Source organism: Pseudomonas sp. 1 R 17 (assembly GCF_900067035.1).
In the GTDB taxonomy this organism is placed as follows: domain Bacteria; phylum Pseudomonadota; class Gammaproteobacteria; order Pseudomonadales; family Pseudomonadaceae; genus Aquipseudomonas; species Aquipseudomonas marginalis.
The window spans coordinates 180,553-202,095 of record NZ_FKLB01000019.1; the positions used below are offsets into that span (position 1 = coordinate 180,553).

18 protein-coding genes are annotated in these 21,543 nt (G+C 61.9%); all 18 read right to left on the reverse strand.

The genetic code is table 11. The features are described from left to right. Window positions 1-4: 4 nt before the first annotated feature. The 18 genes from BFP99_RS03930 to BFP99_RS04015 all read right to left on the reverse strand — a co-directional run bounded on the left by BFP99_RS03930 (window position 5) and on the right by BFP99_RS04015 (window position 21,487). On the reverse strand, window positions 5-739 hold the full coding sequence (locus BFP99_RS03930; protein WP_027605038.1) for an amino acid ABC transporter ATP-binding protein: 735 nt from the start codon (window positions 737-739) through the stop codon (window positions 5-7). Continuing rightward, the gene (locus tag BFP99_RS03935) at window positions 732-1,691 is read right to left on the reverse strand and encodes an amino acid ABC transporter permease (protein WP_065925730.1); all 960 of its coding nucleotides are present in this window, start codon (window positions 1,689-1,691) and stop codon (window positions 732-734) included. Before BFP99_RS03935 ends, BFP99_RS03930 begins: the two co-directional genes overlap by 8 nt. 94 nt (window positions 1,692-1,785) lie before the next feature. Next, window positions 1,786-2,583 carry a transporter substrate-binding domain-containing protein gene (locus BFP99_RS03940; protein ID WP_065925731.1) on the reverse strand — a complete coding sequence of 266 codons (798 nt, stop codon included), beginning with the start codon at window positions 2,581-2,583 and terminating at the stop codon, window positions 1,786-1,788. Between the two features lie 210 nt (window positions 2,584-2,793). Next, window positions 2,794-3,603, reverse strand: coding sequence for a transporter substrate-binding domain-containing protein (locus BFP99_RS03945; RefSeq protein WP_065946669.1), 810 nt, complete (start codon window positions 3,601-3,603; stop codon window positions 2,794-2,796). Between the two features lie 177 nt (window positions 3,604-3,780). Further along, the gene (gene mdoH, locus BFP99_RS03950) at window positions 3,781-6,351 is read right to left on the reverse strand and encodes a glucans biosynthesis glucosyltransferase MdoH (protein WP_065946670.1); all 2,571 of its coding nucleotides are present in this window, start codon (window positions 6,349-6,351) and stop codon (window positions 3,781-3,783) included. Next, the gene (locus tag BFP99_RS03955; protein WP_235865643.1) at window positions 6,344-8,023 is read right to left on the reverse strand and encodes a glucan biosynthesis protein G; all 1,680 of its coding nucleotides are present in this window, start codon (window positions 8,021-8,023) and stop codon (window positions 6,344-6,346) included. The genes mdoH and BFP99_RS03955 overlap by 8 nt, the downstream gene beginning before the upstream one ends. A 323-nt stretch (window positions 8,024-8,346) precedes the next feature. Next, on the reverse strand, window positions 8,347-8,784 hold the full coding sequence (dtd, locus tag BFP99_RS03960) for a D-aminoacyl-tRNA deacylase (RefSeq protein WP_065925734.1): 438 nt from the start codon (window positions 8,782-8,784) through the stop codon (window positions 8,347-8,349). Next, the gene (gene pip, locus BFP99_RS03965; RefSeq protein WP_027605045.1) at window positions 8,781-9,752 is read right to left on the reverse strand and encodes a prolyl aminopeptidase; all 972 of its coding nucleotides are present in this window, start codon (window positions 9,750-9,752) and stop codon (window positions 8,781-8,783) included. The genes dtd and pip overlap by 4 nt, the downstream gene beginning before the upstream one ends. Before the next feature lie 103 nt (window positions 9,753-9,855). Beyond that, the gene (locus BFP99_RS03970) at window positions 9,856-10,785 is read right to left on the reverse strand and encodes an alpha/beta hydrolase (protein WP_065946671.1); all 930 of its coding nucleotides are present in this window, start codon (window positions 10,783-10,785) and stop codon (window positions 9,856-9,858) included. Window positions 10,786-10,960: 175 nt separating this feature from the next. Continuing rightward, window positions 10,961-11,908 (reverse strand): choline ABC transporter substrate-binding protein, encoded by a 948-nt coding sequence (locus BFP99_RS03975; RefSeq protein ID WP_065925737.1) that lies wholly within the window; start codon window positions 11,906-11,908, stop codon window positions 10,961-10,963. 131 nt (window positions 11,909-12,039) lie between these two features. Next, on the reverse strand, window positions 12,040-12,840 hold the full coding sequence (hutG, locus tag BFP99_RS03980) for an N-formylglutamate deformylase (protein ID WP_065925738.1): 801 nt from the start codon (window positions 12,838-12,840) through the stop codon (window positions 12,040-12,042). Window positions 12,841-12,851: 11 nt separating this feature from the next. Then, on the reverse strand, window positions 12,852-14,057 hold the full coding sequence (hutI, locus tag BFP99_RS03985; RefSeq protein WP_065946672.1) for an imidazolonepropionase: 1,206 nt from the start codon (window positions 14,055-14,057) through the stop codon (window positions 12,852-12,854). 15 nt (window positions 14,058-14,072) lie between these two features. After that, window positions 14,073-15,482, reverse strand: a complete 1,410-nt coding sequence (locus BFP99_RS03990; protein WP_065925740.1) for an amino acid permease — start codon at window positions 15,480-15,482, stop codon at window positions 14,073-14,075. Between the two features lie 160 nt (window positions 15,483-15,642). Beyond that, on the reverse strand, window positions 15,643-17,181 hold the full coding sequence (gene hutH / locus BFP99_RS03995) for a histidine ammonia-lyase (protein WP_137211651.1): 1,539 nt from the start codon (window positions 17,179-17,181) through the stop codon (window positions 15,643-15,645). 33 nt (window positions 17,182-17,214) lie between these two features. Beyond that, the gene (gene hutH, locus BFP99_RS04000; protein ID WP_065946673.1) at window positions 17,215-18,723 is read right to left on the reverse strand and encodes a histidine ammonia-lyase; all 1,509 of its coding nucleotides are present in this window, start codon (window positions 18,721-18,723) and stop codon (window positions 17,215-17,217) included. A 54-nt stretch (window positions 18,724-18,777) separates the two neighbouring features. Beyond that, window positions 18,778-19,602, reverse strand: a complete 825-nt coding sequence (locus tag BFP99_RS04005) for a quaternary amine ABC transporter ATP-binding protein (RefSeq protein WP_051429333.1) — start codon at window positions 19,600-19,602, stop codon at window positions 18,778-18,780. Then, window positions 19,599-20,450: an ABC transporter permease gene (locus BFP99_RS04010; protein WP_027605053.1), complete on the reverse strand. Its 852-nt coding sequence runs from the start codon at window positions 20,448-20,450 to the stop codon at window positions 19,599-19,601. Before BFP99_RS04010 ends, BFP99_RS04005 begins: the two co-directional genes overlap by 4 nt. A 71-nt stretch (window positions 20,451-20,521) precedes the next feature. Continuing rightward, a complete protein-coding gene (locus BFP99_RS04015) occupies window positions 20,522-21,487 on the reverse strand; it encodes an ABC transporter substrate-binding protein (protein WP_027605054.1) in 966 nt (321 codons plus the stop codon). Window positions 21,488-21,543 lie beyond the last annotated feature (56 nt).

Consider the following 21,543-nt stretch of genomic DNA (forward strand, 5'->3'; position numbering starts at 1 on the left):
CGCCCTATAGCACCTGGCGCAGGAACGCCTGGGCACGCGGGTCTTTGGGCGCCGCGAAGAACTCGGCCGGGGCCGCATCTTCCAGCAACTTGCCATGATCGAAGAACAGCACCCGGTCCGCCACTTCACGGGCAAAACCCATTTCGTGAGTGACGCAGACCATGGTCATGCCTTCCAGGGCCAGGGTCTTCATCACGTCCAGCACCTCGCCGACCATTTCCGGGTCGAGGGCCGAGGTGGGCTCGTCGAACAGCATCACCTTGGGCTCCATCGCCAACGCCCGGGCAATCGCCACGCGCTGTTGCTGGCCACCGGAAAGCCGCGACGGGAACTCGTTGGCTTTCTGCGCAATGCCGACCTTTTCCAGCAGCGCCAGGGCCTTGGCTTCGCGCTCTTTCTTACCGCGCTTGCGCACGACTTTTTGCGCCAGGCACAGGTTTTCCAGCACGGTCATGTGGGGGAACAGGTTGAAGTGCTGGAACACCATGCCGACTTCACGGCGATAGGCATTCACATCGGTTTTCGGGTCGGCCAGTTGCAGGCCATCGATGCTCACCGAGCCGGAATCGAACTCTTCCAGGCCATTGAGGCAACGCAGGAACGTGGACTTGCCGGAGCCGGACGGGCCGATCACCACCAACACTTCGCCCTTGGCCACCTGGGTGGTCACATGGTCCACCGCGCGCACCACATGCCCGCGGGTATCGAAGACTTTTACCAGATCGCGGACTTCAATCACTTTGGGCGAGCCTCCGCTCAAGCCGGCTGGCCATTTTCGACAGCGGCAGGTTGATCAGCAGGTACAACCCTGCGACGCAGAACAGGATTTCAAACGGCGAGAACGAGGTGGTGATCACTTCGCGACCGCTTTTGAGCAGCTCGGTAATCGCGATCACCGAGACCAGCGAGGTGTCTTTCACCAGGCTGATAAATTGCCCGGCCAGCGGCGGCAACACGCGCTTGAAGGCCTGCGGCAGCACCACATGACGCATCGACTGGCTGGCGCTCAGGCCCAGGGAGCGAGCCGCCTCGTTCTGGCCACGGGTGATGGACTGCACCCCCGCGCGGACGATTTCCGCCACATAGGCGCCGGTGAACAACGACAGGGCGGCGATCCCGGCGAATTCCCGGGACAGGTTGAGCACCGTGCCGATAAAAAAGTAGAAAATGAAGATCTGCACCAACAGTGGCGTACCACGCACCAGCTCGACGTAGATCGTCGACAGATCGCGCAGGGTCGGGTTATTGGACAGTCGGCACAACCCGGTTGCAAGACCGATCGCCAGGCCGAGAATCCCGGATACCACCGACAGCCACAACGTGGTCCACAGCCCCCACATCAAGGGGCCCAACGCCCAATGGCGGTTAACCCCGATGACATCGCCTTCGGCCACATCATCGCCGCGCGCCACTTGCAGGCTGTTGTCGGCCACGCTCACGCGTTGTTCGACGCCGGCATCGTTGCGCAGGGTGACTTCGGCCACATCGCCCTTGCGGACCAGCTCCACGACAGTGGAGATGTCCGCAGCGCGCTGGGACTCTTCGGCCTGGTAGGCGAAGTATTGCGGGACCCGGTTCCAGCGCCATTCGTAGGACATCAGCGAGGTAGCGTAGTACAAGGCGCCAGCCAGGCCGACCAGCACGACGACGGTCAGCAGGTGCCAGGGCCATTGGGCTTTTTTCTGTTTCATCTACTCAGCATCCAAAAAATTCGAGGCCCGCACACTTGAGGTGGCAAGCCCGCTCCCCACATCAAACCCTCTCGCAACAGAAAACAGTCCCGCTTTATTCCATGTCCTTGAGCCACTCGGAGCTCTTGAACCACTTGTCATGGATGCGATCGTAGGTGCCGTCGTTCTTGATCTGGTGCAGGAAATTGTTGATGAAGTTGATGCTGTCGTAGTCACCCTTCTTCAGGCCGAACGCCAGGGGTTCAAAGGTGAAGGGTTCTTCGAGGAACACCAGCTTGCCGTTACCGACTTTTTTCTCGGCGACCACGTTGTATGGCGCGTCATACACAAAGGCATCGGCCTTGCCGTTGACCACGTCCAGCACACCTTCCTGCTCGTTGTCATAGCCGTGGTACTTGGCCTTGGAGATCAGCTTCTTGGCGACCATCTCACCGGTGGTGCCGAGCTTGGAGGTCAGGCGGTACTTCTCGTCGTTCAGGTCTTTGTAGGACTTGATGGTGCCTTCCAGCTCCTTGCGGATCAGCAGGGTCTGGCCAACCACAATGAAGGGTTCGCTGAAGTTCAGGCGCAGGTTGCGTTCCTGAGTCAGGGTCATGCCGCTGCCGATCATGTCGAACTTGCCGGTGAGAAACGCCGGGATGATGCCGTCATAGCCGGTGGACACCAGCTCCAGCTTGACACCCATGGACTTGGCCATGGCCTTGAGGATATCGACCTCGAACCCAATGATTTCGCCGCGTTTGTCGGTCATTTCGAACGGCATGTAGGTCGGGTCCATGCCGACTTTCAGCGTGCCGCGCTTGACCGCATCATCGATGGCACCGGCCTGGGCGGCATTGGCCGCAACCAGCGCGGCGACGCCGAGCAGCAGCATCGAAAGATACTTTTTCATCATCAAGTCCCCTGAACGATTCTTATACGGTCGGCGCGCAAAAGGGCTGCACCAATTCGGGGTGCGATCCTAACCCACTCATTGCCTGTCACAAAGGTTTCACGGGTATTTGTTATCTGCGTATGTCGGAAAAGTCCCACAACAACGCAGCCAGCTGCTGGGATAGACGCTTGCGTTGGTAGCGCTGGCAACGGATTGATGTGTAAGAAGTTATGACTTCCAGTCGACCTCTACCAGCCAGTCCATGTCCTTGAACCACTTGTCGTGCAAGCGATCGTAGGTCCCGTCCTGGGCGACTTGATTGAGGAAATGGTTGATCCAGTTGAGGCTGTCAAAATCGCCTTTCTTCACGCCAAACGCCAAGGGTTCAAAGGTGAACGGCTGTTCAAGCGCCAGCAGCTCGCGGTTTTCCGGCAAGCTCAGGGCGATCAGGTTGTAGGGCGCATCGTAAATAAAGGCATCGGCGGCACCGTTCACCACTTGGCGCACAGCTTCCCGGGGCGTTGCAAAACTGCTCAAGCGCGCCGCCCCCAGGAAGCGTTGCGCCGCCGCCTCGCCAGTGGTGCCCTGGACGGTGGTGACACGGTAAGTGGCGTCGTCCAGGTCTTCGACACTGGCGACCTTGTCCTTCAGGCTGGGGTGCAGCAACACGGTTTGCCCCACCACGATAAAGGAGTCGCTGAAATTCAGCTTCAGGTTGCGCTTCTGGGTGACGGTCATGCCGCTGCCGATCAGGTCGAACTTTTTCGCCTGTAGCCCAGGCAGCAACTCGGTATAGGGCACGCTGACCAATTCAAGCTCAACGCCCAGGGCCTGGCTCATCACCTTGAGCAGGTCGATTTCAAAGCCAACGATACGGCCCTCTTTATCGGTCATTTCAAAGGGGACATAGGTGGGCGTAGTACCCACTTTCAACACACCACGCCGAACCGCATCGTCGATGGCACCGGCCTGCACCAGACCAGCGTGAATCAATGCAATAACGCCGATCAGCAATGCCGAACAATACCTTTTGATCATGAATCCCCCTGTGACCGAGTCAAATTTGGGGGGCGATCCTACCCCACTCGCGGGCACGCAAATACGCCTCGGACAAGGGACTTTTGTTTCGAAATAACAAGGAGTTAGAGCGATAGAGAAACGCTGTAGGACCAGCGCTTCGAACGCCCCCGAAGTGAACCCTCGGGGGCGCCTGAATCAGGCCGGTTGGGCCTGGGACGACAGCGGTTGCAGCGGCAGTAACGGCGCGTGCGGGTCGGCCTTGATCGAATTACGCCAGGCAGCGAGCCACTCGGCATGCCCTTCGCTCCAGATCTGCTCATGCAAGCGGGCCAGGGCTACCGGGTCGCTGAGCAACGCCAGGCGTTCGCCGTTGTTGAGGCCGGCAGGGCCGACTTTCAACGCGTGGCGCACACGCTCGGCACGCAGGTACTCGATCGGCTCGGCCTGACCGTGACGCGAGGTCGCCAGGGCACAGGCCAGGGCGTTCTGCTGCGGGTCGACCACCGAGCGCACAAAGCCGTCTTTCAGCGCGTGCCAACGGTTTTCATGGGTGTACTTGTCGGTGGACAGCAACGCTTGCGGCGGATTGTATTCCTCAGGGATCAGGAACAGGCTCTCATCGCGGGACTTCAGGCCAAGGTTGACCCGGCTGGAGATCACCGACACCGGGATCGACAGCATCAACGAACCGACGATCGGTACCAGCCACCACAGGAAGCTCGGGTTCAACCACACCACCAGCAGGGCCCAGAAGAAGCCCAGCAGGGTCTGCGTGCCGTGACGCTTGATCGCTTCGCCCCACGGGGTGGAGTCGTCGTCACGCTGCGGCGAGTTCCAGGTCGCGGCCCAGCCGAGGAACGCGGCGAGCACGAAACGGGTGTGGAAAATCATCCGCACCGGCGCCAGCAGCATGGAGAACAGCATCTCCAGCAGCATGGACATCGTCACCTTGAACTTGCCACCGAACTCCTTCGCACCTTTGGCCCAGATCAGGATGATGCTCAGCAACTTCGGCAGGAACAGCAGCACGATGGTGGTGGAGAACAGCGCCACCGCCTTGTCCGGATGCCATTGCGGCCACAGTGGGTACAACTGGCGTGGCGCCATGAAGTACTGCGGCTCCATCAGGGTGTTGACCGCCAGCAAGGCCGTCGACAGCACCAGGAACAGGAACCACAACGGCGCCGACAGGTAGGACATCACACCGGTCAGGAACACCGCGCGGTGCACCGGGTGCATGCCCTTGACCAGGAACAGGCGGAAGTTCATCAGGTTGCCGTGGCACCAGCGACGGTCACGCTTGAGTTCATCCAGCAGGTTCGGCGGCAGTTCTTCGTAGCTGCCCGGCAGGTCGTAGGCAATCCACACGCCCCAGCCGGCACGGCGCATCAGCGCCGCTTCAACGAAGTCGTGGGACAGGATGGAACCTGCGAACGCACCTTTACCCGGCAATGGCGCCAGGGCGCAGTGCTCGATAAACGGTTTCATGCGGATGATCGCGTTGTGACCCCAGTAGTGGGATTCACCCAACTGCCAGAAGTGCAGGCCGGCGGTGAACAGCGGGCCGTACACCCGGGTGGCGAATTGCTGCATGCGCGCATACAGGGTGTCCATGCCCGACGCACGTGGCGCGGTCTGGATAATCCCGGCATCCGGCGTGGCTTCCATCAGGCGCACCAGGCTGGTCAGGCATTCGCCGCTCATCACGCTGTCGGCGTCGAGAACGACCATGTACTTATAGTCACCACCCCAGCGACGGCAGAAGTCGTCGAGGTTGCCGCTTTTGCGTTTCACGCGACGGCGACGGCGGCGGTAGAAGATCTTGCCGAAGCCACCCGCCTCACGGCAGACGTCGAGCCAGGCTTGCTGCTCGGCGATGCAGATGTCGGCCTCGTTACTGTCGCTGAGCACGAAGAAGTCGAAACGATCGAGGTCACCGGTGGCGGCCACCGATTCGAACGTCGCGCGCAAACCGGCGAATACCCGCGGCACGTCTTCGTTGCAGATCGGCATGACCAGCGCGGTGCGCGCCTCTTTCGGGATCGGCTCGTCGCCGGCACTTTTACCGGAAATCCGGTATTTATCGTGGCCAGTGAGCAGTTCGAGGAAGCCCATCAATGCAGTCCAGAAACCGGCCGAGACCCAGCAGAACAAGATCCCGAACATGATCAGGATGCTGGTCTGCAGGGCGTAAGGCAGCACCTGGGTGGCGGTTTGCAGCAGGGTCTGGTTGCGGATCTCGTCGAAGTCGACCAGCGACCAGCCCTGGTACGGCATGATGCCTTTCATGTACCAGCCGGCCACGATGGTCTGGCCGAGCATCAGCACCAGCAGGATATAACGACGAATCGAACCCACGGTACGCCAGCGGGCCGCCGGCAATACGCGCTCATCCTTCGGCGGGGTCGGCGGGTTGCTGCGGCCGGTGATCCGTCGCCAGCCGCGCACCAGGATATTGGTGCGCCACGGTTCAGGCACCACGCGGGTACGGCGGATGGGCGGCGTGGCCTTGAGGCACACGCGCCCACTGGCGTCGAGCCCGAGCATTTCGGCGTCTTGCAGCTCTTCGGCCGTGCTGAGGGTCAAGCGGCGACCCACCGACGCCTGGGCGGCGTCGACGGGTGCATCGAACGCCTTGGACGACAAGCGCTCGTGCAACTCGGTGAAGGATGTGCAGCCCGCCAACTCGGCGCGCTGCTCAGCGGTCATCGGAAGATGCGCCAGGTACTCGGAGAGAGTCTCTGGCTGGACTTGAGAATTACTCATCGGCAGGCAACTGATAGCTCCAGGTTTCGGTCAGGACTTGCTCGGTCTTGATCGGCTCCGGTGTGGCTGGGGCAGCTTCTGGCTGCTTGGCTTCCTTGTCTTTCGCGTCTTTCTTGGCCTGTTTATCATGCTGCTTGGCCAGGACCTTGTCGGCCTTCAGCACCTGGGTGGAAACATGCTCAGGCTCAGGCGGCGTGATGTCCTGGACCAGGGCTGCACGCATCTCGGTCGGCTTGCCTGCGTCCTTGATCTTCATACGCAGGGTCAGGCGCCAGCCTTTGGTGTGTTCGTTGTAGCGCACGCTGTTTTCTACCAGCTCCGCGTTGTCACTCACGCTCACCTGGCTGCGCACCGGGGCGTCCGGCAGCAGTTTCTTCAAGGACGGGCCCTCGAAGTCCACCAGGTAAGCCACGCTGCCATCCGGCTGACGGATCAGGTTGGATTGCTTCACGTCACCGGTGGAGCGCAGGGTCTGCTTGACCCAGGCGCTGTCCGGCGAATGGAACGCGGCATCATCGAGGGTCCAGTGCAGGCGGTAGGCCACTTCCAGCGGCTTGCCGACTTCCGGCAACTCGGCCGGGCTCCAGAACGCAACGATGTTGTCGTTGGTTTCATCGGCAGTCGGGATCTCGACCAGGTCGACGGAGCCCTTGCCCCAGTCGCCTTCAGGCTCGATCCACGCGCTTGGACGCTTGTCGTAGTTGTCGTCGAGGTCTTCGTAGTGGCTGAAGTTGCGACCGCGTTGCAGCAGGCCGAACCCACGCGGGTTCTCCACGGTGAAGTTGCTGACCGACAGGTGTTTAGGGTTGTTCAGGGGGCGCCAGATCCACTCGCCGTTGCCGGCATGGATCGACAGGCCGCTGGAGTCATGCAACTCGCGACGGTAGTTGAGCACCTTGGACGGCTGGTTGGCGCCGAACAGGAACATGGAGGTCAACGGGGCAACGCCCAGCTTGCTGACCTTGTCACGCAGGAACATCTGGGATTTCACATCGACAACCGTGTCGGTGCCCGGACGCAGGATCAGGCGATAGGCGCCGGTCGCACGTGGGGAATCCAGCAGGGCAAAGATCACCAGGTGCTTGTCACCCGGTTTTGGACGTTCGATCCAGAACTCGGTGAAACGCGGGAATTCTTCACCCGACGGCAGCGCGGTATCGATCGCCATGCCACGGGCGGACAGGCCATAGACCTGGTCCTTGCCGACGACGCGGAAATAGCTGGCGCCGAGCATGGTCATGATTTCGTCTTGCTTGTCGCCCTTGTTGATCGGGTACAGCACACGGAAACCGGCGTAACCCAGCTGTTCGGTGGCTTTAGGATCAAACTTCACGTCGCCGAAATCGAAGCGAGTCGGGTCGTATTTGATTTCCTGGACGCTGTCGGCGGTCACTTCGTTGATTTTCACCGGTGTATCGAAATGCATACCCTGGTGATAGAAGGACAACTTGAACGGGGTGTTCTGATCGGCCCATTCGGCTTTTTCATTGCGGAAACGAATCTTCTGGTAGTCCGCGAACTTCATTTCGCGGAACTCGTTCGGCAGATTGCTGCGCGGAGCTTCGTATTTCTGCCCGGCCAGCTCTTTTGCCTTGGCCGACACATCATCCAGACTGAATGCCCACAGTTGACCCGCGCCGAACAGGCAAAACAGGGCGGAGCCCGTCACCAGTGCGTTTCGTAACCGTTTGGCAGACAATTTTGGTGCATTACAGGGACTAACAATCACGAGCAACCCTCGCCGAAAACAGATCAAAAAACCAACGGCCAGCTATCTATATGCCAGGTTGGCGAGCATTGTTCCGACTCCCCAGGGTCCAAATGATTCCCCTGAGGCCGTCGGACAAGTCTCTACCTAAGTCAAAAATGGACCAAACAACGCTGATCCCCGTAGCGCGCGATTATCTAGTAGCCCGCGAGACAACGCATCAGGGACAACGAAGTATTTGTAGCGAAACCCTACGTTTTTAGGCATTAAAGTCGTTTTTAATACATTCATGTCTGTAAGAGAAAGGTCACAGGGCCATCATTGACCAGATGCACCTGCATATCTGCGCCAAAACGCCCCGAGGCCACCTTGCCATGCAATTGTTGCGCTTGTAACAGCAAGTGATCAAAAAGCGCCGCTCCCAGGGCCGGCGGTGCAGCGGTTGAGAAGCTTGGCCGCAGGCCGCTCTTGGTATCCGCCGCCAGGGTGAACTGCGACACCAGCAGCAATCCGCCATCGATATCCTTCAACGACAGGTTCATCTTGCCCTCGTCGTCGCTGAACACCCGGTAGTTAAGCAGCTTGTGCAGCAGTTTGTCGGCGCTCTCGGGCGTATCTGCAGGTTCGACGGCCACCAGCACCAGCAAACCTTGGTCAATCGCTCCGACGATTTCGTCCGCCACTTCGACCCGGGCGCTACGCACCCGTTGCAGCAAGGCCTTCATGCTTCTTCTGGCGGAAGATCAAGCAGGCGCCGTGCCATTTCGCCGGTCGCGCGCACCAGTGCATCGGTAATCCCGGGCTCGGACGCCGCATGACCCGCTTCACGAATGACCTGCAGTTCGCTGTTCGGCCAGGCCTGATGCAGCTCCCAGGCGTTATCCAGCGGGCAGATCATATCGTAGCGGCCATGGATGATGACGCCAGGCAGATGGGCGATCTTGTGCATATCGCGAATCAGCTGGTTGGGCTCCAGGAAGGAGTTGTTGGTGAAGTAGTGGCACTCGATACGGGCGATGGACAGCGCGCGCTGAGGCTCGGAAAAACGCTCCACGTGCTGCGGGCTCGGGCACAGGCCGAGCATGCGCCCTTCCCAGCCGGACCAGGCCTTGGCGGCGTGCATCTGGGCGATCTGGTCGTTGCCGGTCAGGCGCTTGTGGTAGGCCGCGATCATGTCGTGACGCTCATCGGCGGGAATCGGCGCGATGTAGTCCTGCCAGTAGTCCGGGAACAGGCGGCTGGCACCAGCCTGGTAGAACCATTCGATGTCCTGGGGGCGGGCGAGGAAAATACCGCGCACGATCAGGCCATGCACACGTTCGGGGTGGGTTTGCGCGTAGGCCAGGGCCAGGGTCGAGCCCCAGGAGCCGCCGAACAGCACCCATTTGTCGATGCCAAGATGTTCGCGGATGCGCTCGAGGTCGGCGACCAGGTCCCAGGTGGTGTTGTTTTCCAGGCTGGCGCGCGGGGTGGAACGGCCGCAGCCACGCTGGTCGAAGGTGACGATGCGGTACAGGTTGGGATCGAAATAGCAGCGGCTCTGGGCATCGCAACCGGCGCCAGGGCCACCGTGGATGAATACGACAGGCAAGCCTTCGGGGGAGCCACTTTCATCGACGTACAGCGTGTGGGTGTCATCGACGGCCAGATCGTGCCGGGCGTAGGGTTTGATCTGCGGGTACCAAGTCTGCATTGCGCGCTCCGTAGGGGGTCGGGTTCATCCCTGGGGGGACGTCTTTTATTTTGCCGTCTGGCACTATAAACCCGAATTGTGCAATGAGCATGTCCTTGAGCGCTTAGAGCTGCGTCAGTAGTTCGCTCCTCAGGTAATCCAACAGGTAGCCGTACAGCCGATCCACCTCCGGGGCCTGGCCCTTTGCGCGTAGACAGCCGTGGACCAGGCCTTTGCCCGGATACAACCGCGCAGGCACACCGGCCTGTTGCAGGCGCTCGGCGTACAGCATGCCGTCGTCGCGCAGCGGGTCGAATTGGGCTACTGCGATCAAGGCCTTGGGCAAACCACTGAAATCCTCGGCCAGCAGCGGCATAGCATAGGGCGATGGTTTAGCCAAACCACGCAGGTAGAGCGCCAGGTAGTAGTCGGTGTCGGCAGTGCTGAGCAGCGGCGCGTCCATGCAGTCACGGCGCGAGGGCAAATCAGCCGGGCCGCCCAGTCCGGGGTAAATAAGGACCTGGGCCCGCGGCATAGGCTGGCCATCATCGCGCAACCCCAGGCACAACGCCGCCGCCAGGTTGCCGCCCGCACTGTCACCGACCACTGCGAGGCGTTGCCGATCGATGGCGTGTGGCGCCTGCCCTTTCTGGATCGCCTGCCACACTGCGCGGCAATCGTCGTAGGCGGCCGGGAATGGGTGCTCGGGCGCCAGGCGGTAGTCGATGGCGATCACCAGCACCCGGAGGGCATTGGCCAGCTCGAAGCAGATGAAGTCGTGGGAATCCAGGCCGCCGACCACCCAACCACCGCCGTGTATATAGAGGAGACATGGCCAGCCGTCGGCGGGTGGCGGTGTGGGGGGCAGATAACTGCGCACGTCCACGCCGGCCAGGGTGAAGTCCGTGAGCTGCAAGCCTTCCGGTTTCGGCGGGGTGAATGCCTGGCACATGCGTTCGTAACTTTGGCGCAGGCTCGCCAGGGAAGAGTCGGCGCTGGTGAAAGACTCGGTTTTTTCAACGAACGCGACAAGTTGCGGGGATATCGGGTACATACGCAATGATCTCTGGCGCGGCAGGTTCAAGGTCGGAGGTTTCCGATTGCGATGGATCAGTCACTTGATAGGTGGCCCGGCATGGCGCTATCAGGGCAGTCGTATCTACATATTTTCGGTGAAAGCATAACCTGAGGTAATGAAGCCCTTGTGGTGAGCGGGGGCTGCACTTGGCTTAGGGTTTGAGGTAGGCCTGGAGCGACGCCAAGCCATCGCTGCCATCAAATGCTGTAACCCCGGCCAACCAGCGCTGCAAATCCTCGGGGTGGTCGCGCAGCCATTGCCTGGCCACGTCCTGCGGTGACTGGCGCTCCATGATCGGCACCATGAGCTGGCTTTCCTGGGCCGCGGTGAAGGTCAGGTTCTCGAGCAAACGGTTAGCGTTGGGGCAGCGTTCGGCGAAGTCCGGCGCGGTCACGGTGGAGACCGTGGCGCGCCCTTCGTCAGGACCGAACACGTCTTCGCTGCCAGTGAGATAGGCCATTTTCATATTGATGTTCATGGGGTGCGGGGTCCACCCGACAAATACCACGAACTCCTTGCGGTTCACCGCGCGCTGCACCGCCGCCAACATGCCAGCCTCACCGGAAGCCACCAGCTTGAAGCCGCCCAGGCCGAAGTGGTTGGTGTCGATCATTTTCTGGATATCGGTATTGGCGCCGCTGCCGGGCTCGATGCCGTAGATCTTGCCGCCCAGCTTGTCCTTGAAGCGGGCGATGTCGGCAAAGGTCTTCAGCCCGGCGTCAGCCACGTATTGCGGCACGGCCAGGGTGGCCTGGGCGTCGGCGAGGCTGGGTTTATCAAAGACTTTGACCTGCCTGGCGGCCAGAAACGGCGCGATGTTGTTGTCCATCGCCGGCTTCCAATAGCCGAGGAACACGTCCAGGCGTTTATCGCGGATACCGGCAAAGATGATCTGCTGCACGGCGCTGGTCTGCTTGCTGTCATAGCCCAGGCCGCTGAGCAGCACGTCGGCCATGCCCGAGGTGGCGACCACATCGGTCCAACTGACCACGCCCATGCGAATGGATTTGCAGGAGGCCGGTTCGGCGGCCATGGCTTGGGCACTGAGGAGTGCGGCGCCGGTGAGGGTCAACAGGTAACGGTTGAACAGTCTTCTCATGAAAGAGGTCTCACTCGGCAGCTTTTATTATGGGAAGTGGCGTCTGGTGCGCCATAACCACAACCTTACCGAGCGAGACCTCTCCCAACACGACCTGTGGCGACTGTGAGTTGCACAGGGGCGACCGTTCGTCACTCGTAGCGCTTGCGCCCCCACGCCAGCAAGCCTTCCAGCAGCTGCTTCAACACCACCTGCGTCGGCTCGGCCAGATCCGGGCGATAGCGGAACGGCTCGAACTCTTCCATATACGTGCTCTGGCACAATTCCAGCTGCACCGCATGGATATCCTGCGCCGGATTGCCGTAATGGCGGGTGATATGGCCGCCCTTGAAGCGCCCGTTCAATACATGGGTGTACTGAGGATGGGTGGCACAAATGGCCTCGAGCTGGCTGGCCAGTTCCGGATCACAGGCGGCGCCGTTGAAGGTGCCCAGGTTGAAATCCGGCAGTTTGCCGTCGAACAGGTGCGGGATCACCGAGCGGATCGAGTGCGCATCGAACAGCAACGCATAACCGAACTCGGCCTTGAGCCGCGCCAGTTCCTCTTGCAGCGCGCGGTGATACGGGCCCCAGATCTTTTGCAGGTAACTGGCGCGCTCTGTCTCGCTCGGCTCCAGACCTTCGCGGAACAACGGCACGCCATCGAACAGGGTCGCCGGGTACAGGCCCGTGGTGGCACCGGCGTACAGCGGCTTGTCGTCCGAGGGCCGGTTCAGGTCAATGACAAACCGCGAGTACTCCGCCGACAGGGTGCTGGCACCCAGCGCTTCGGCGAAGTCATACAGCGTGGGGATGTGCCAATCGGTGTCCGGCAGGCTTTGCGCTTCGGGGATCAACCCGGCTTCCACCGCAGGCGTCAGGCGCAGGCCGGCGTGGGGCATGCTGATCAGCAGCGGCACACGGCCTTGTTTGAAGTTCAGAACCTTATCCACAGCAGTGCTCCTTATAGGGTGACGTCGACGCCGTGGCGCACGACGCGTTTATCCAGCTCACCGCCCAGCCAATAGGCGAGGTCGGCGGGGCGATCAATCTGCCAGGCGACAAAGTCGGCGACCTTGCCCACTTCAAGGGACCCATGGGTGTCGCCCATGCCCAGGGCGGTGGCCGCATGTTGTGTGACACCGGCCAGGGCTTCTTCCGGGGTCATACGGAACAGGGTGCAGGCCATGTTCAGCATCAGGCGTACCGACAACGCCGGCGAGGTGCCGGGGTTGAGGTCACTGGCGATGGCGATCTTCACGCCGTGCCTGCGCAGGGCGTCCATCGGCGGCAGCTGGGTTTCGCGCAGGAAGTAGAACGCCCCCGGCAGCAACACGGCGACGGTGCCGGCAGCGGCCATGGCGATGGCGTCTTCTTCGGTCATGAATTCCAGGTGATCCGCCGACAGCGCGTGGTAACGCGCCGCCAGGCTGGAGCCGTGCAGCGACGACAGCTGCTCGGCATGCAGTTTCACCGGCAGGCCGAGTTGCTGGGCGACCTTGAACACCCGCTCCACCTGCTCGGTGGAAAACGCCAGGTATTCGCAGAACGCATCCACCGCGTCCACCAACCCCTGCGCCGCCAAGGCCGGCAGCATTTCATTGCAGATGTGCTCGATGTAATCGTCGGCGCGGTCCTTGTACTCCGGCGGCAATGCATGGGCCGCCAGGCACGTGGCACGCACGCTGACCGGCAGCGCTTCGCCCAGGCGCCGAGCCACACGCAACATCTTGCGCTCGTTGGCCAGGTCCAGGCCGTAGCCGGACTTGATCTCCACCGTGGTCACGCCATCGCGCAGCAGGCTGCGCAGGCGCTTATGGGCGCTGGCGAAGAGTTCATCCTCCGTGGCGGCGCGGGTGGCGCGCACGGTGCTGGCAATACCGCCGCCCTTGGCCGCGATGTCGGCATAGCTCACGCCCTCGAGGCGCTGCTCGAATTCGCCGCTGCGATTGCCGCCAAACACCGCGTGGGTGTGGCAGTCGATCAGCCCGGGGGTGACCCACGCGCCTTGCAGATCATGCACCTGGGCGTAATCCGCCGTCGGTACTTCGCTGCGCGGACCGATCCACTCGATGAGCGAACCGGCGGTGACCAGGGCGGCATCCTCGATGATCGAGTATTTGCCCTGGGCCATGGTTGCGACGTGGCAGTGTTGCCAAAGGGTTTTCATCAACGCCTCCCTAAGTTATCGATGAGACAAGGCCGGGTCGTAATGGACCTTGGCCGCTTGCCCGGCGGCGGGCTTGACCCACAGCAGATAGGCAACGACCAGCAACACGATCCACACCGCACCGACCAGCAAGGCCGCCTGGGTGTCCGGGAAGTAACCGAGCACGCCAAACACAAACAGCATGAACACGATGGCCGCAGCCGGCGCGTAGGGCCAGAACGGCACCGGGAATTTCAATTCGGCGACCTGCTCTTTCGTCATCGAGCGGCGCATGGCGACCTGGGTGAACAGGATCATCAGCCACACCCATACGGTGGCGAAGGTGGCAATCGATGCGATCAGCAGGAACACGTTTTCCGGGATCAGGTAGTTGAGCAGCACACCGCCGAGCAAGGCGGCGCCCATCACCACCACCGTCATCCACGGTACGCCTTGCCTGGACAACCGGGCAAAGCCCTTGGGCGCCTGCCCTTGCTGCGCCAGGCCGTACATCATGCGGCCGGCACCGAAGATGTCGCTGTTGATAGCCGACACGGCCGCCGAAATCACCACGATATTGAGGAGGGTCGCCGCCGAGCCTATCCCGAGGTTGCTGAAGATCTGCACGAACGGACTGCCCTGGCTGCCGATCTGCGGCCATGGGTAGATGGCCATCAAGACAAACAACGTCAGCACGTAGAACAACAGGATGCGCAGCGGCACGGCGTTGATCGCCTTGGGGATCACGCGCTGCGGATCCTTGGCTTCACCGGCGGTGATGCCGATGATCTCGATGCCGCCAAACGCGAACATCACCACTGCAAACGAGGCGATCAGCCCACCAATGCCGTTGGGCATGAAGCCGCCGTGGGCCCACAGGTTGCTCAGGCCGCTGGCCTGGGTTTCGCCGGCCGAGTGGATGCCGAACAGCATGATGCCGAAACCGCCGAGGATCATCGCCACGATGGCGCCGACCTTGAGCAGCGACAGCCAGAACTCCATCTCGCCAAAGACCTTGACGTTGCACAGGTTCAGGCCGCCGATCAAAAACACGATGCCGAGCACCCAGACCCAGCGTGCGACCTCGGGAAACCAGAAGCCCATGTAGATGCCGAAGGCGGTGACGTCGGCGAGACAGACGATGATCATTTCAAAGGCGTAGGTCCAGCCCAGGATAAAACCGGCCAACGGGCCCAGGTAGGTGCTGGCGTATTGGCCGAAGGAGCCGGAGACCGGGTTGTGCACGGCCATTTCACCGAGGGCGCGCATCACCATGAACACTGCGGCGCCGCCGATCAGGTAGGCCAGCAGCACGGCGGGGCCAGCCATCTGGATGGCCGAGGCGGACCCGTAGAACAGCCCGGTGCCGATCGCGGAACCGAGGGCCATGAAGCGAATATGTCGGGCGCTCAGCCCGCGTTTCAAACCCTTTTCTTGCTGGTGCATTTCTCGTCCCTAATTATTTTTATCCTGAGAAAGTTGTTTGTGGTGAGCGAGCTTGCTCGCGCTCGAGTGCGAAGCGCTCGCGGCCTTTTTTGGGGCTGCTGCGCAGCCCGGCGCGAGCAAGCTCGCTCACCACAGAGAGCCATGCCGTTGTCTGAACCGCTTACAGGCTCGGCAGCAACGTGGCCGGCACCAGCTCATTCAGGCAGCGGCTGGCGAGCAGTTCGCTGGCGGCGATGATGTCCGGGGCGAAGAAGCGGTCCTTGTCGTAGAACGTCACTTTGTCGCGCAGGATGCCACGGGCTTTTTCCAGCTTCGGCGAGGTTTTCAGGCCTTCGCGCAGGTCCAGGCCCTGGCACGCGGCCAGCCATTCCACGGCGAGGATGCCGCGGGTGTTCTCGGCCATTTCCCACAGGCGCTTGCCGGCAGCCGGGGCCATCGACACGTGGTCTTCCTGGTTGGCGGACGTCGGGATGCTGTCGACGCTATGGGGATGAGCCAATGCCTTGTTCTCACTGGCGAGGGCGGCGGCGGTCACCTGGGCGATCATGAAACCGGAGTTCACCCCGCCATTGCCCACCAGGAACGGCGGCAGTTGCGACATGTGCTTGTCCATCATCAGCGAGATGCGACGCTCGCTCAGGGAGCCGATTTCGGCGATGGCCAAGGCCATGTTGTCAGCGGCCATGGCCACCGGTTCGGCGTGGAAGTTGCCACCGGAGATCACGTCACCCTCAGCGGCAAATACCAACGGGTTATCGGACACGGCGTTGGCTTCGACCACCAGTACCTCGGCCGCCTGGCGCAACTGGGTCAGGCAGGCGCCCATGACTTGTGGCTGGCAGCGCAGGGAGTACGGGTCCTGCACCTTGTCGCAGTTCTGGTGCGACTGCGACACCTGGCTGCTCTCACCGAGCAGGTCACGGTAGGCCGCCGCCGAATCGATCTGCCCACGTTGACCGCGAGCCGCATGAATACGGGCGTCGAACGGCGAGCGCGAACCCAGCACCGCTTCCACGGTAAGGCCGCCGCACGCCAGGGCGCCGGCGAACAGGTCTTCGCCTTCGAACAGGCCACGCAAGGCATAGGCGGTGGACACCTGGGTGCCGTTGAGCAGCGCCAGGCCCTCCTTGGCGGCGAGGGTCAGCGGCGTCAGGCCGGCGACTTTCAGCGCGTCGGTGGCTTCCAGCCATTCGCCCTTGTAGCGCGCCTTGCCTTCGCCCAGCAGCACCAGGGACATGTGCGCCAACGGCGCCAGGTCACCGGAAGCACCAACGGAGCCTTTCAGAGGAATATGCGGGTACACCTCGGCATTGATCAGCGCAATCAGCGCGTCGATCACCTGCCGGCGAATCCCGGAGAACCCACGGCTGAGGCTGTTGACCTTGAGCACCATGACCAGCCGCACCAGCGCATCGCTGATCGGCTCACCGACGCCGGCGGCGTGGGACAACACCAGGGAACGCTGGAGGTTTTCCAGGTCTTCGCTGGCGATGCGGGTCGAGGCCAGCAGGCCGAAACCAGTGTTGATGCCATAGGCGGTGCGGTTCTCGGCGAGAATCTGTTCCACGCAGGCCACACTGGCTTCGATCTGGGCCGAGGCACTGTCATCCAGACTGAGGGTTACCGGCTGCTGGTAGATGGCCCGCAGTTGGGCGAGGCTCAGTTGGCCTGGAATCAGGTTTAGCGCAGTCACATTCATACTCCTTGTGAATTATTCTTTTGAAATAAGTATTCAGTACAGATTCGGTAATGCGGTGTCCTTGAGCACCTTGGCGGCGGCCGCAATATCCGGCGCCAGCCAACGGTCCTGCTCATAGGCCGGCACCACTTCACGCAACAGGCGCCAGGCGCGATCGGTGCCCGCGCCGAAGCGCTGGTCTTTCAGGAATTCGAAGGCCTGGGCCGCCAGCAGGTACTCGATGGCGAGGATCTGGGTGACGTTGGCCACTACCTGGTGCAGCTTGAGCGCGGCGTTGGTGCCCATGCTCAGGTGGTCCTCCTGCAGGCCCGAGGTGACGAAGTTGTCGAGCACCGCCGGTTGCGCCAATTGGCGGTTCTGTCCGCACAGCGAGGCGGCGACGTACTGCACGATCATCATCCCGGAGTTGACCCCTGGGTTGCTCACCAGGAACGCCGGCAGGCCGCTGACGTGGGGGTTGATCAGGCGGTCGAGGCGGCGCTCGGCCACCGAGCCGATTTCGGCCAGGGCAATCGCCAGCAGGTCGGCCGCCAGGGCGACGGACTGGCCGTGGGGGTTGGCCTGGGACACCACGCGGTAGTGGTCCGGCGTGCCGAGCACCAGCGGGTTGTCGGTGGCGCTGTTGAGTTCGGTCTCGATCTGACGAGTGGCGTGTTCCACCTGGTCGCGCGCCGCGCCGTGGATCTGCGGGATCGAGCGCAGGCTCAGGGCGTCCTGGGTGCGGATGCCTTTGCTGCTCGCAATCACTTCACTGCCATCGAGCAACGCACGCAGGTTGCGGCCGACATGCTGCATGCCCGTGTGCGGCTTGAGGGCGATGATTTCTTCGTCAAAGGCGTCGATCTGGCCGCGTTGTGCCTCGAAGCTCATGGCGCCGATCACGTCGGCCCATTGCAGCAAGTGATGGGCGTCGGCCAGGGCCAGGCAGCTCAGGCCGGTCATGCACGGCGTGCCGTTGACCAGGCACAGGCCGTCCTTGGCGCCGAGGACCACCGGCTGCAAACCTTCTTCGTCCAGGGCCTGTTGCGCCGGGACGATCCGGCCGCGATAGCTCACATTTCCGACACCCAGCAGCGCCACGCCGACATGGGCCATATGAGTCAGGTAACCCACCGAGCCCTGGGACGGTACTTGTGGCGTGATGCCGTGGTTGAGCAGCGCCAGCAGCGAATGCACCACCTGCGGATGCAGGCCGGATTTGCCGTGGCTGTAGTTGATGACCGCCGCGCAGATGATCGCGCGGGTCTGCTCGTCGCTGAGGACCGGGCCGACGCCACAGGCGTGACTCAACAGGGTATTGCGCGACAGCTGGCTCAGTTGCTCGCCTTTAAGCGACACGTTGCACAATGCGCCCAACCCGGTGTTCACGCCGTAGGCGCGTTCGCCGCTGGTAACGATGCGCTGCACGATGGCCTGGGCATTGTCGATACGCGCCCAGGCCTGGCCCGAGAGTTCGAGCACCGCACCGTGACGGGCCACGGCGACCACGTCCTGCCAGCGCAGGGGGGTGTCGGCGATGATGATTTTTGCTGCCTGGGACATTGTTGACCTCTTCATATTCTCTACAGCTTTGCCGGCCTCACCACAGAACCTGGGTCAGACCACCGCCGCACGCCGCTGGACAAACCGATCCACATACTCATCCGCCGGCGAATGCAGGATCTCCCGCGGCGTGCCGACCTGGATCAGCCGGCCGTCCTTGAGAATCGCGATGCGGTTGCCGATACGCACGGCCTCGTCGAGGTCGTGGGTGATGAACACGATGGTCTTGTGCAGGGTCTTTTGCAGCTCGAGCAACTGGTCCTGCATCTCGGCGCGGATCAGCGGGTCGAGGGCGCTGAAGGCTTCGTCCATCAGGATGATGTCGGTGTCAGCGGCCAGGGCGCGGGCCAGGCCGACACGCTGGCGCATGCCGCCGGAGAGCTGGTGCGGGTACTTGTTTTCGTAGCCCTTGAGGCCCACGGTTTCGATCCAGTGCAGCGCGCGTTCAGCGCAGACCTGCTTGGTTTCGCCACGCACCTTGAGGCCGTAGGCGACGTTGTCGAGCACGCTCTTGTGGGGCAGCAGGCCGAAGCTCTGGAACACCATGCTGATCTTGTGCCGACGGAATTGGCGCAGGGCGTCCATGTCCAGTTGCAGGATGTCTTCGCCGTCCACCAGGATCGCGCCGCTGGTGGGGTCGATCAGGCGGTTGAAGTGGCGCACCAGCGTGGATTTGCCCGAGCCCGACAGGCCCATGATCACGAAGATCTCACCGGTGCCGATGCTCAGGGACAAATCGTTCACGCCGACCACGCAGCCGGTCTCGGCCAGCACCTGGTCCTTGGTCTTGCCCTGGCCAACCATCGCCAGCGCCTCCTTGGAGCGGGCGCCGAAGATCTTGAAGACGTTTTTAACTTCGATTTTGCTGACAGTAGTCATTTGCTCGCCTCATGCCGTGGACGACCATAGGCCTGGGTAATGCGGTCGATGACCACGGCGAGAATCACGATCGCCAGCCCGGCTTCGAGGCCACGGCCGACGTTGAGGGTCTGGATGCCGACCAGGACGTCTTCACCCAAGCCACGGGCGCCGATCATCGAGGCGATCACTACCATCGACAACGCCATCATGGTGGTCTGGTTGATACCGGCCATGATGCTCGGCAGCGCCAGCGGCAATTGCACGCCGAACAGCTGTTGCCAGCGGTTGGCACCAAAGGCGTTGATGGCTTCCATGACTTCGCCGTCGACCTGGCGAATCCCCAGGTCGGTGAGGCGAATCAGTGGCGGCGCGGCGTAGATCACCGTGGCGAAAATCGCTGGCACCTTGCCCAGGCCGAACAGCATCAGCACCGGGATCAGGTACACGAAGCTGGGCATGGTCTGCATGATGTCGAGCAGCGGCATCAACACCGAACGCAGGCGATTGCTGCGCGCCGACAGGATGCCCAGCGGGATGCCGATCAACACCGAGATCACCGTGGCAACCATCATCAGCGCCAGGGTCTGCATCAGCTTGTCCCACAGGCCGACCGCGCCCACCAGGAACAGCAAACCAACGATCACCGCCGTGGTCAGCACCTTGCGGGTGGCATGCCAGGCAACGGCGCCGACGATGGCCAGCATCAGCCACCAGGGGGCGGCGCGCAGCAGCCCTTCCAGGTTGACGATGGCCCACAGCAGGGTGTCGGAGATGTGCCGGAACACATCGCCGTAGTTGGTGACCAGTGAATCCACCCAACCATTGACCCAGTCGGCGATGGAAAACGTAAAACTCTCAGGAAACATAGCGTGCTCTCGATCCAGTGGGTTGTGGCCAGGCGCCCGGCTACCCATGAGGGTAGCCGTGCACACTTGACCTACAAGGCCGCGTCGATTTTCTTGGCTGCCTCGTCGCTCACCCAGGCGTGCCAGACTTCAGGATGTTCCTTGAGGAAAATTTTCGCCAGTTTCGGCGACTCAATGCGCTCCTTGGCCATGCGCCCCAGGTTCTGGTTCAGCAGGTCGATGGGCAAGTTGACTTTTTCCAGCACGGCCACCAGTTCCGGGGCTTGTTCGTGGAAGGTCTTGGACAGGCCGACCTTGATGCTCACGGTCTTATCCACACCGGGTTTTTCTTCCAGCTTGACCAGGTCGACCTGGCCCATCAGCGGGGTTGGCGACCAGTAGTAGAACAGGATCGGCTCGCCACGCTTGTAGCTCGACAGCACCGCCGCATCCAGCGCCGGGCCGGTGCCTGGGCGGAAGTTGGTGTAGGTGCTTTCCAGGCCGTAGCTCTTGAGCATTTCGCTGTTGTCCAGCTCGCAGGTCCAGCCGGCCGGGCAGTTGTAGAAACGGCCCTTGGACGGTTCTTCCTGGTCCTTGAACACCGCGGCGTACTTGGCCAGGTCGGCGATGTTTTTCAGGTCCGGCGCCTTGGCTTCCAGCTTGCGCTTGGCGTCGCCTTCGATCACGTAGCGCGGTACGTACCAGCCTTCTACGGCGCCCACCACCGGGGCACCGACACCGACGACTTTGCCGGCCTTCTCGGCCTTGTTCCAGACTTCGCTGCGGCCGACCCATTCTTCGGCAAACACTTGGATGTCGTTGCTGCTCAGGGCGTTTTCCATGGTGATGGAGTTGCCTGGCAAGCTGTCGGTTTTGCAGTCGTAGCCTTTTTCCAGCACGGTTTGCAGGATGTCGGTGAGCAACATGCCGCTTTCCCAGTTCAGGCCGGCGAATTTCACCGGTTTGCCGGATTCACACCAACCGGCCGCCTGGGCGCCAGCAGTGGCCAGCAAGCCCGCGGAAAACACGGTGGCCAACAGGGTCTTATGCATTTTCATTGTTGTGACGCTCCCAAATCTTGAAATGGATTACGGCAGTCAGTAGGCATCCTGCC

Coding starts and splice junctions, on each gene's coding strand:
- BFP99_RS03940 (WP_065925731.1), bottom strand. CDS start 2,583: ATGAAAAAGTATCTTTCGATGCTGCTGCTCGGCGTCGCCGCGCTGGTT.
- mdoH (WP_065946670.1), bottom strand. CDS start 6,351: ATGAGTAATTCTCAAGTCCAGCCAGAGACTCTCTCCGAGTACCTGGCG.
- hutI (WP_065946672.1), bottom strand. CDS start 14,057: ATGAAAACCCTTTGGCAACACTGCCACGTCGCAACCATGGCCCAGGGC.
- BFP99_RS04015 (WP_027605054.1), bottom strand. CDS start 21,487: ATGAAAATGCATAAGACCCTGTTGGCCACCGTGTTTTCCGCGGGCTTG.
- hutH (WP_065946673.1), bottom strand. CDS start 18,723: ATGTCCCAGGCAGCAAAAATCATCATCGCCGACACCCCCCTGCGCTGG.
- BFP99_RS03970 (WP_065946671.1), bottom strand. CDS start 10,785: ATGTACCCGATATCCCCGCAACTTGTCGCGTTCGTTGAAAAAACCGAG.
- BFP99_RS04010 (WP_027605053.1), bottom strand. CDS start 20,450: ATGTTTCCTGAGAGTTTTACGTTTTCCATCGCCGACTGGGTCAATGGT.
- BFP99_RS04005 (WP_051429333.1), bottom strand. CDS start 19,602: ATGACTACTGTCAGCAAAATCGAAGTTAAAAACGTCTTCAAGATCTTC.
- pip (WP_027605045.1), bottom strand. CDS start 9,752: ATGCAGACTTGGTACCCGCAGATCAAACCCTACGCCCGGCACGATCTG.
- hutH (WP_137211651.1), bottom strand. CDS start 17,181: ATGAATGTGACTGCGCTAAACCTGATTCCAGGCCAACTGAGCCTCGCC.
- BFP99_RS03990 (WP_065925740.1), bottom strand. CDS start 15,482: ATGCACCAGCAAGAAAAGGGTTTGAAACGCGGGCTGAGCGCCCGACAT.
- BFP99_RS03935 (WP_065925730.1), bottom strand. CDS start 1,691: ATGAAACAGAAAAAAGCCCAATGGCCCTGGCACCTGCTGACCGTCGTC.
- BFP99_RS03945 (WP_065946669.1), bottom strand. CDS start 3,603: ATGATCAAAAGGTATTGTTCGGCATTGCTGATCGGCGTTATTGCATTG.
- BFP99_RS03975 (WP_065925737.1), bottom strand. CDS start 11,908: ATGAGAAGACTGTTCAACCGTTACCTGTTGACCCTCACCGGCGCCGCA.
- dtd (WP_065925734.1), bottom strand. CDS start 8,784: ATGAAGGCCTTGCTGCAACGGGTGCGTAGCGCCCGGGTCGAAGTGGCG.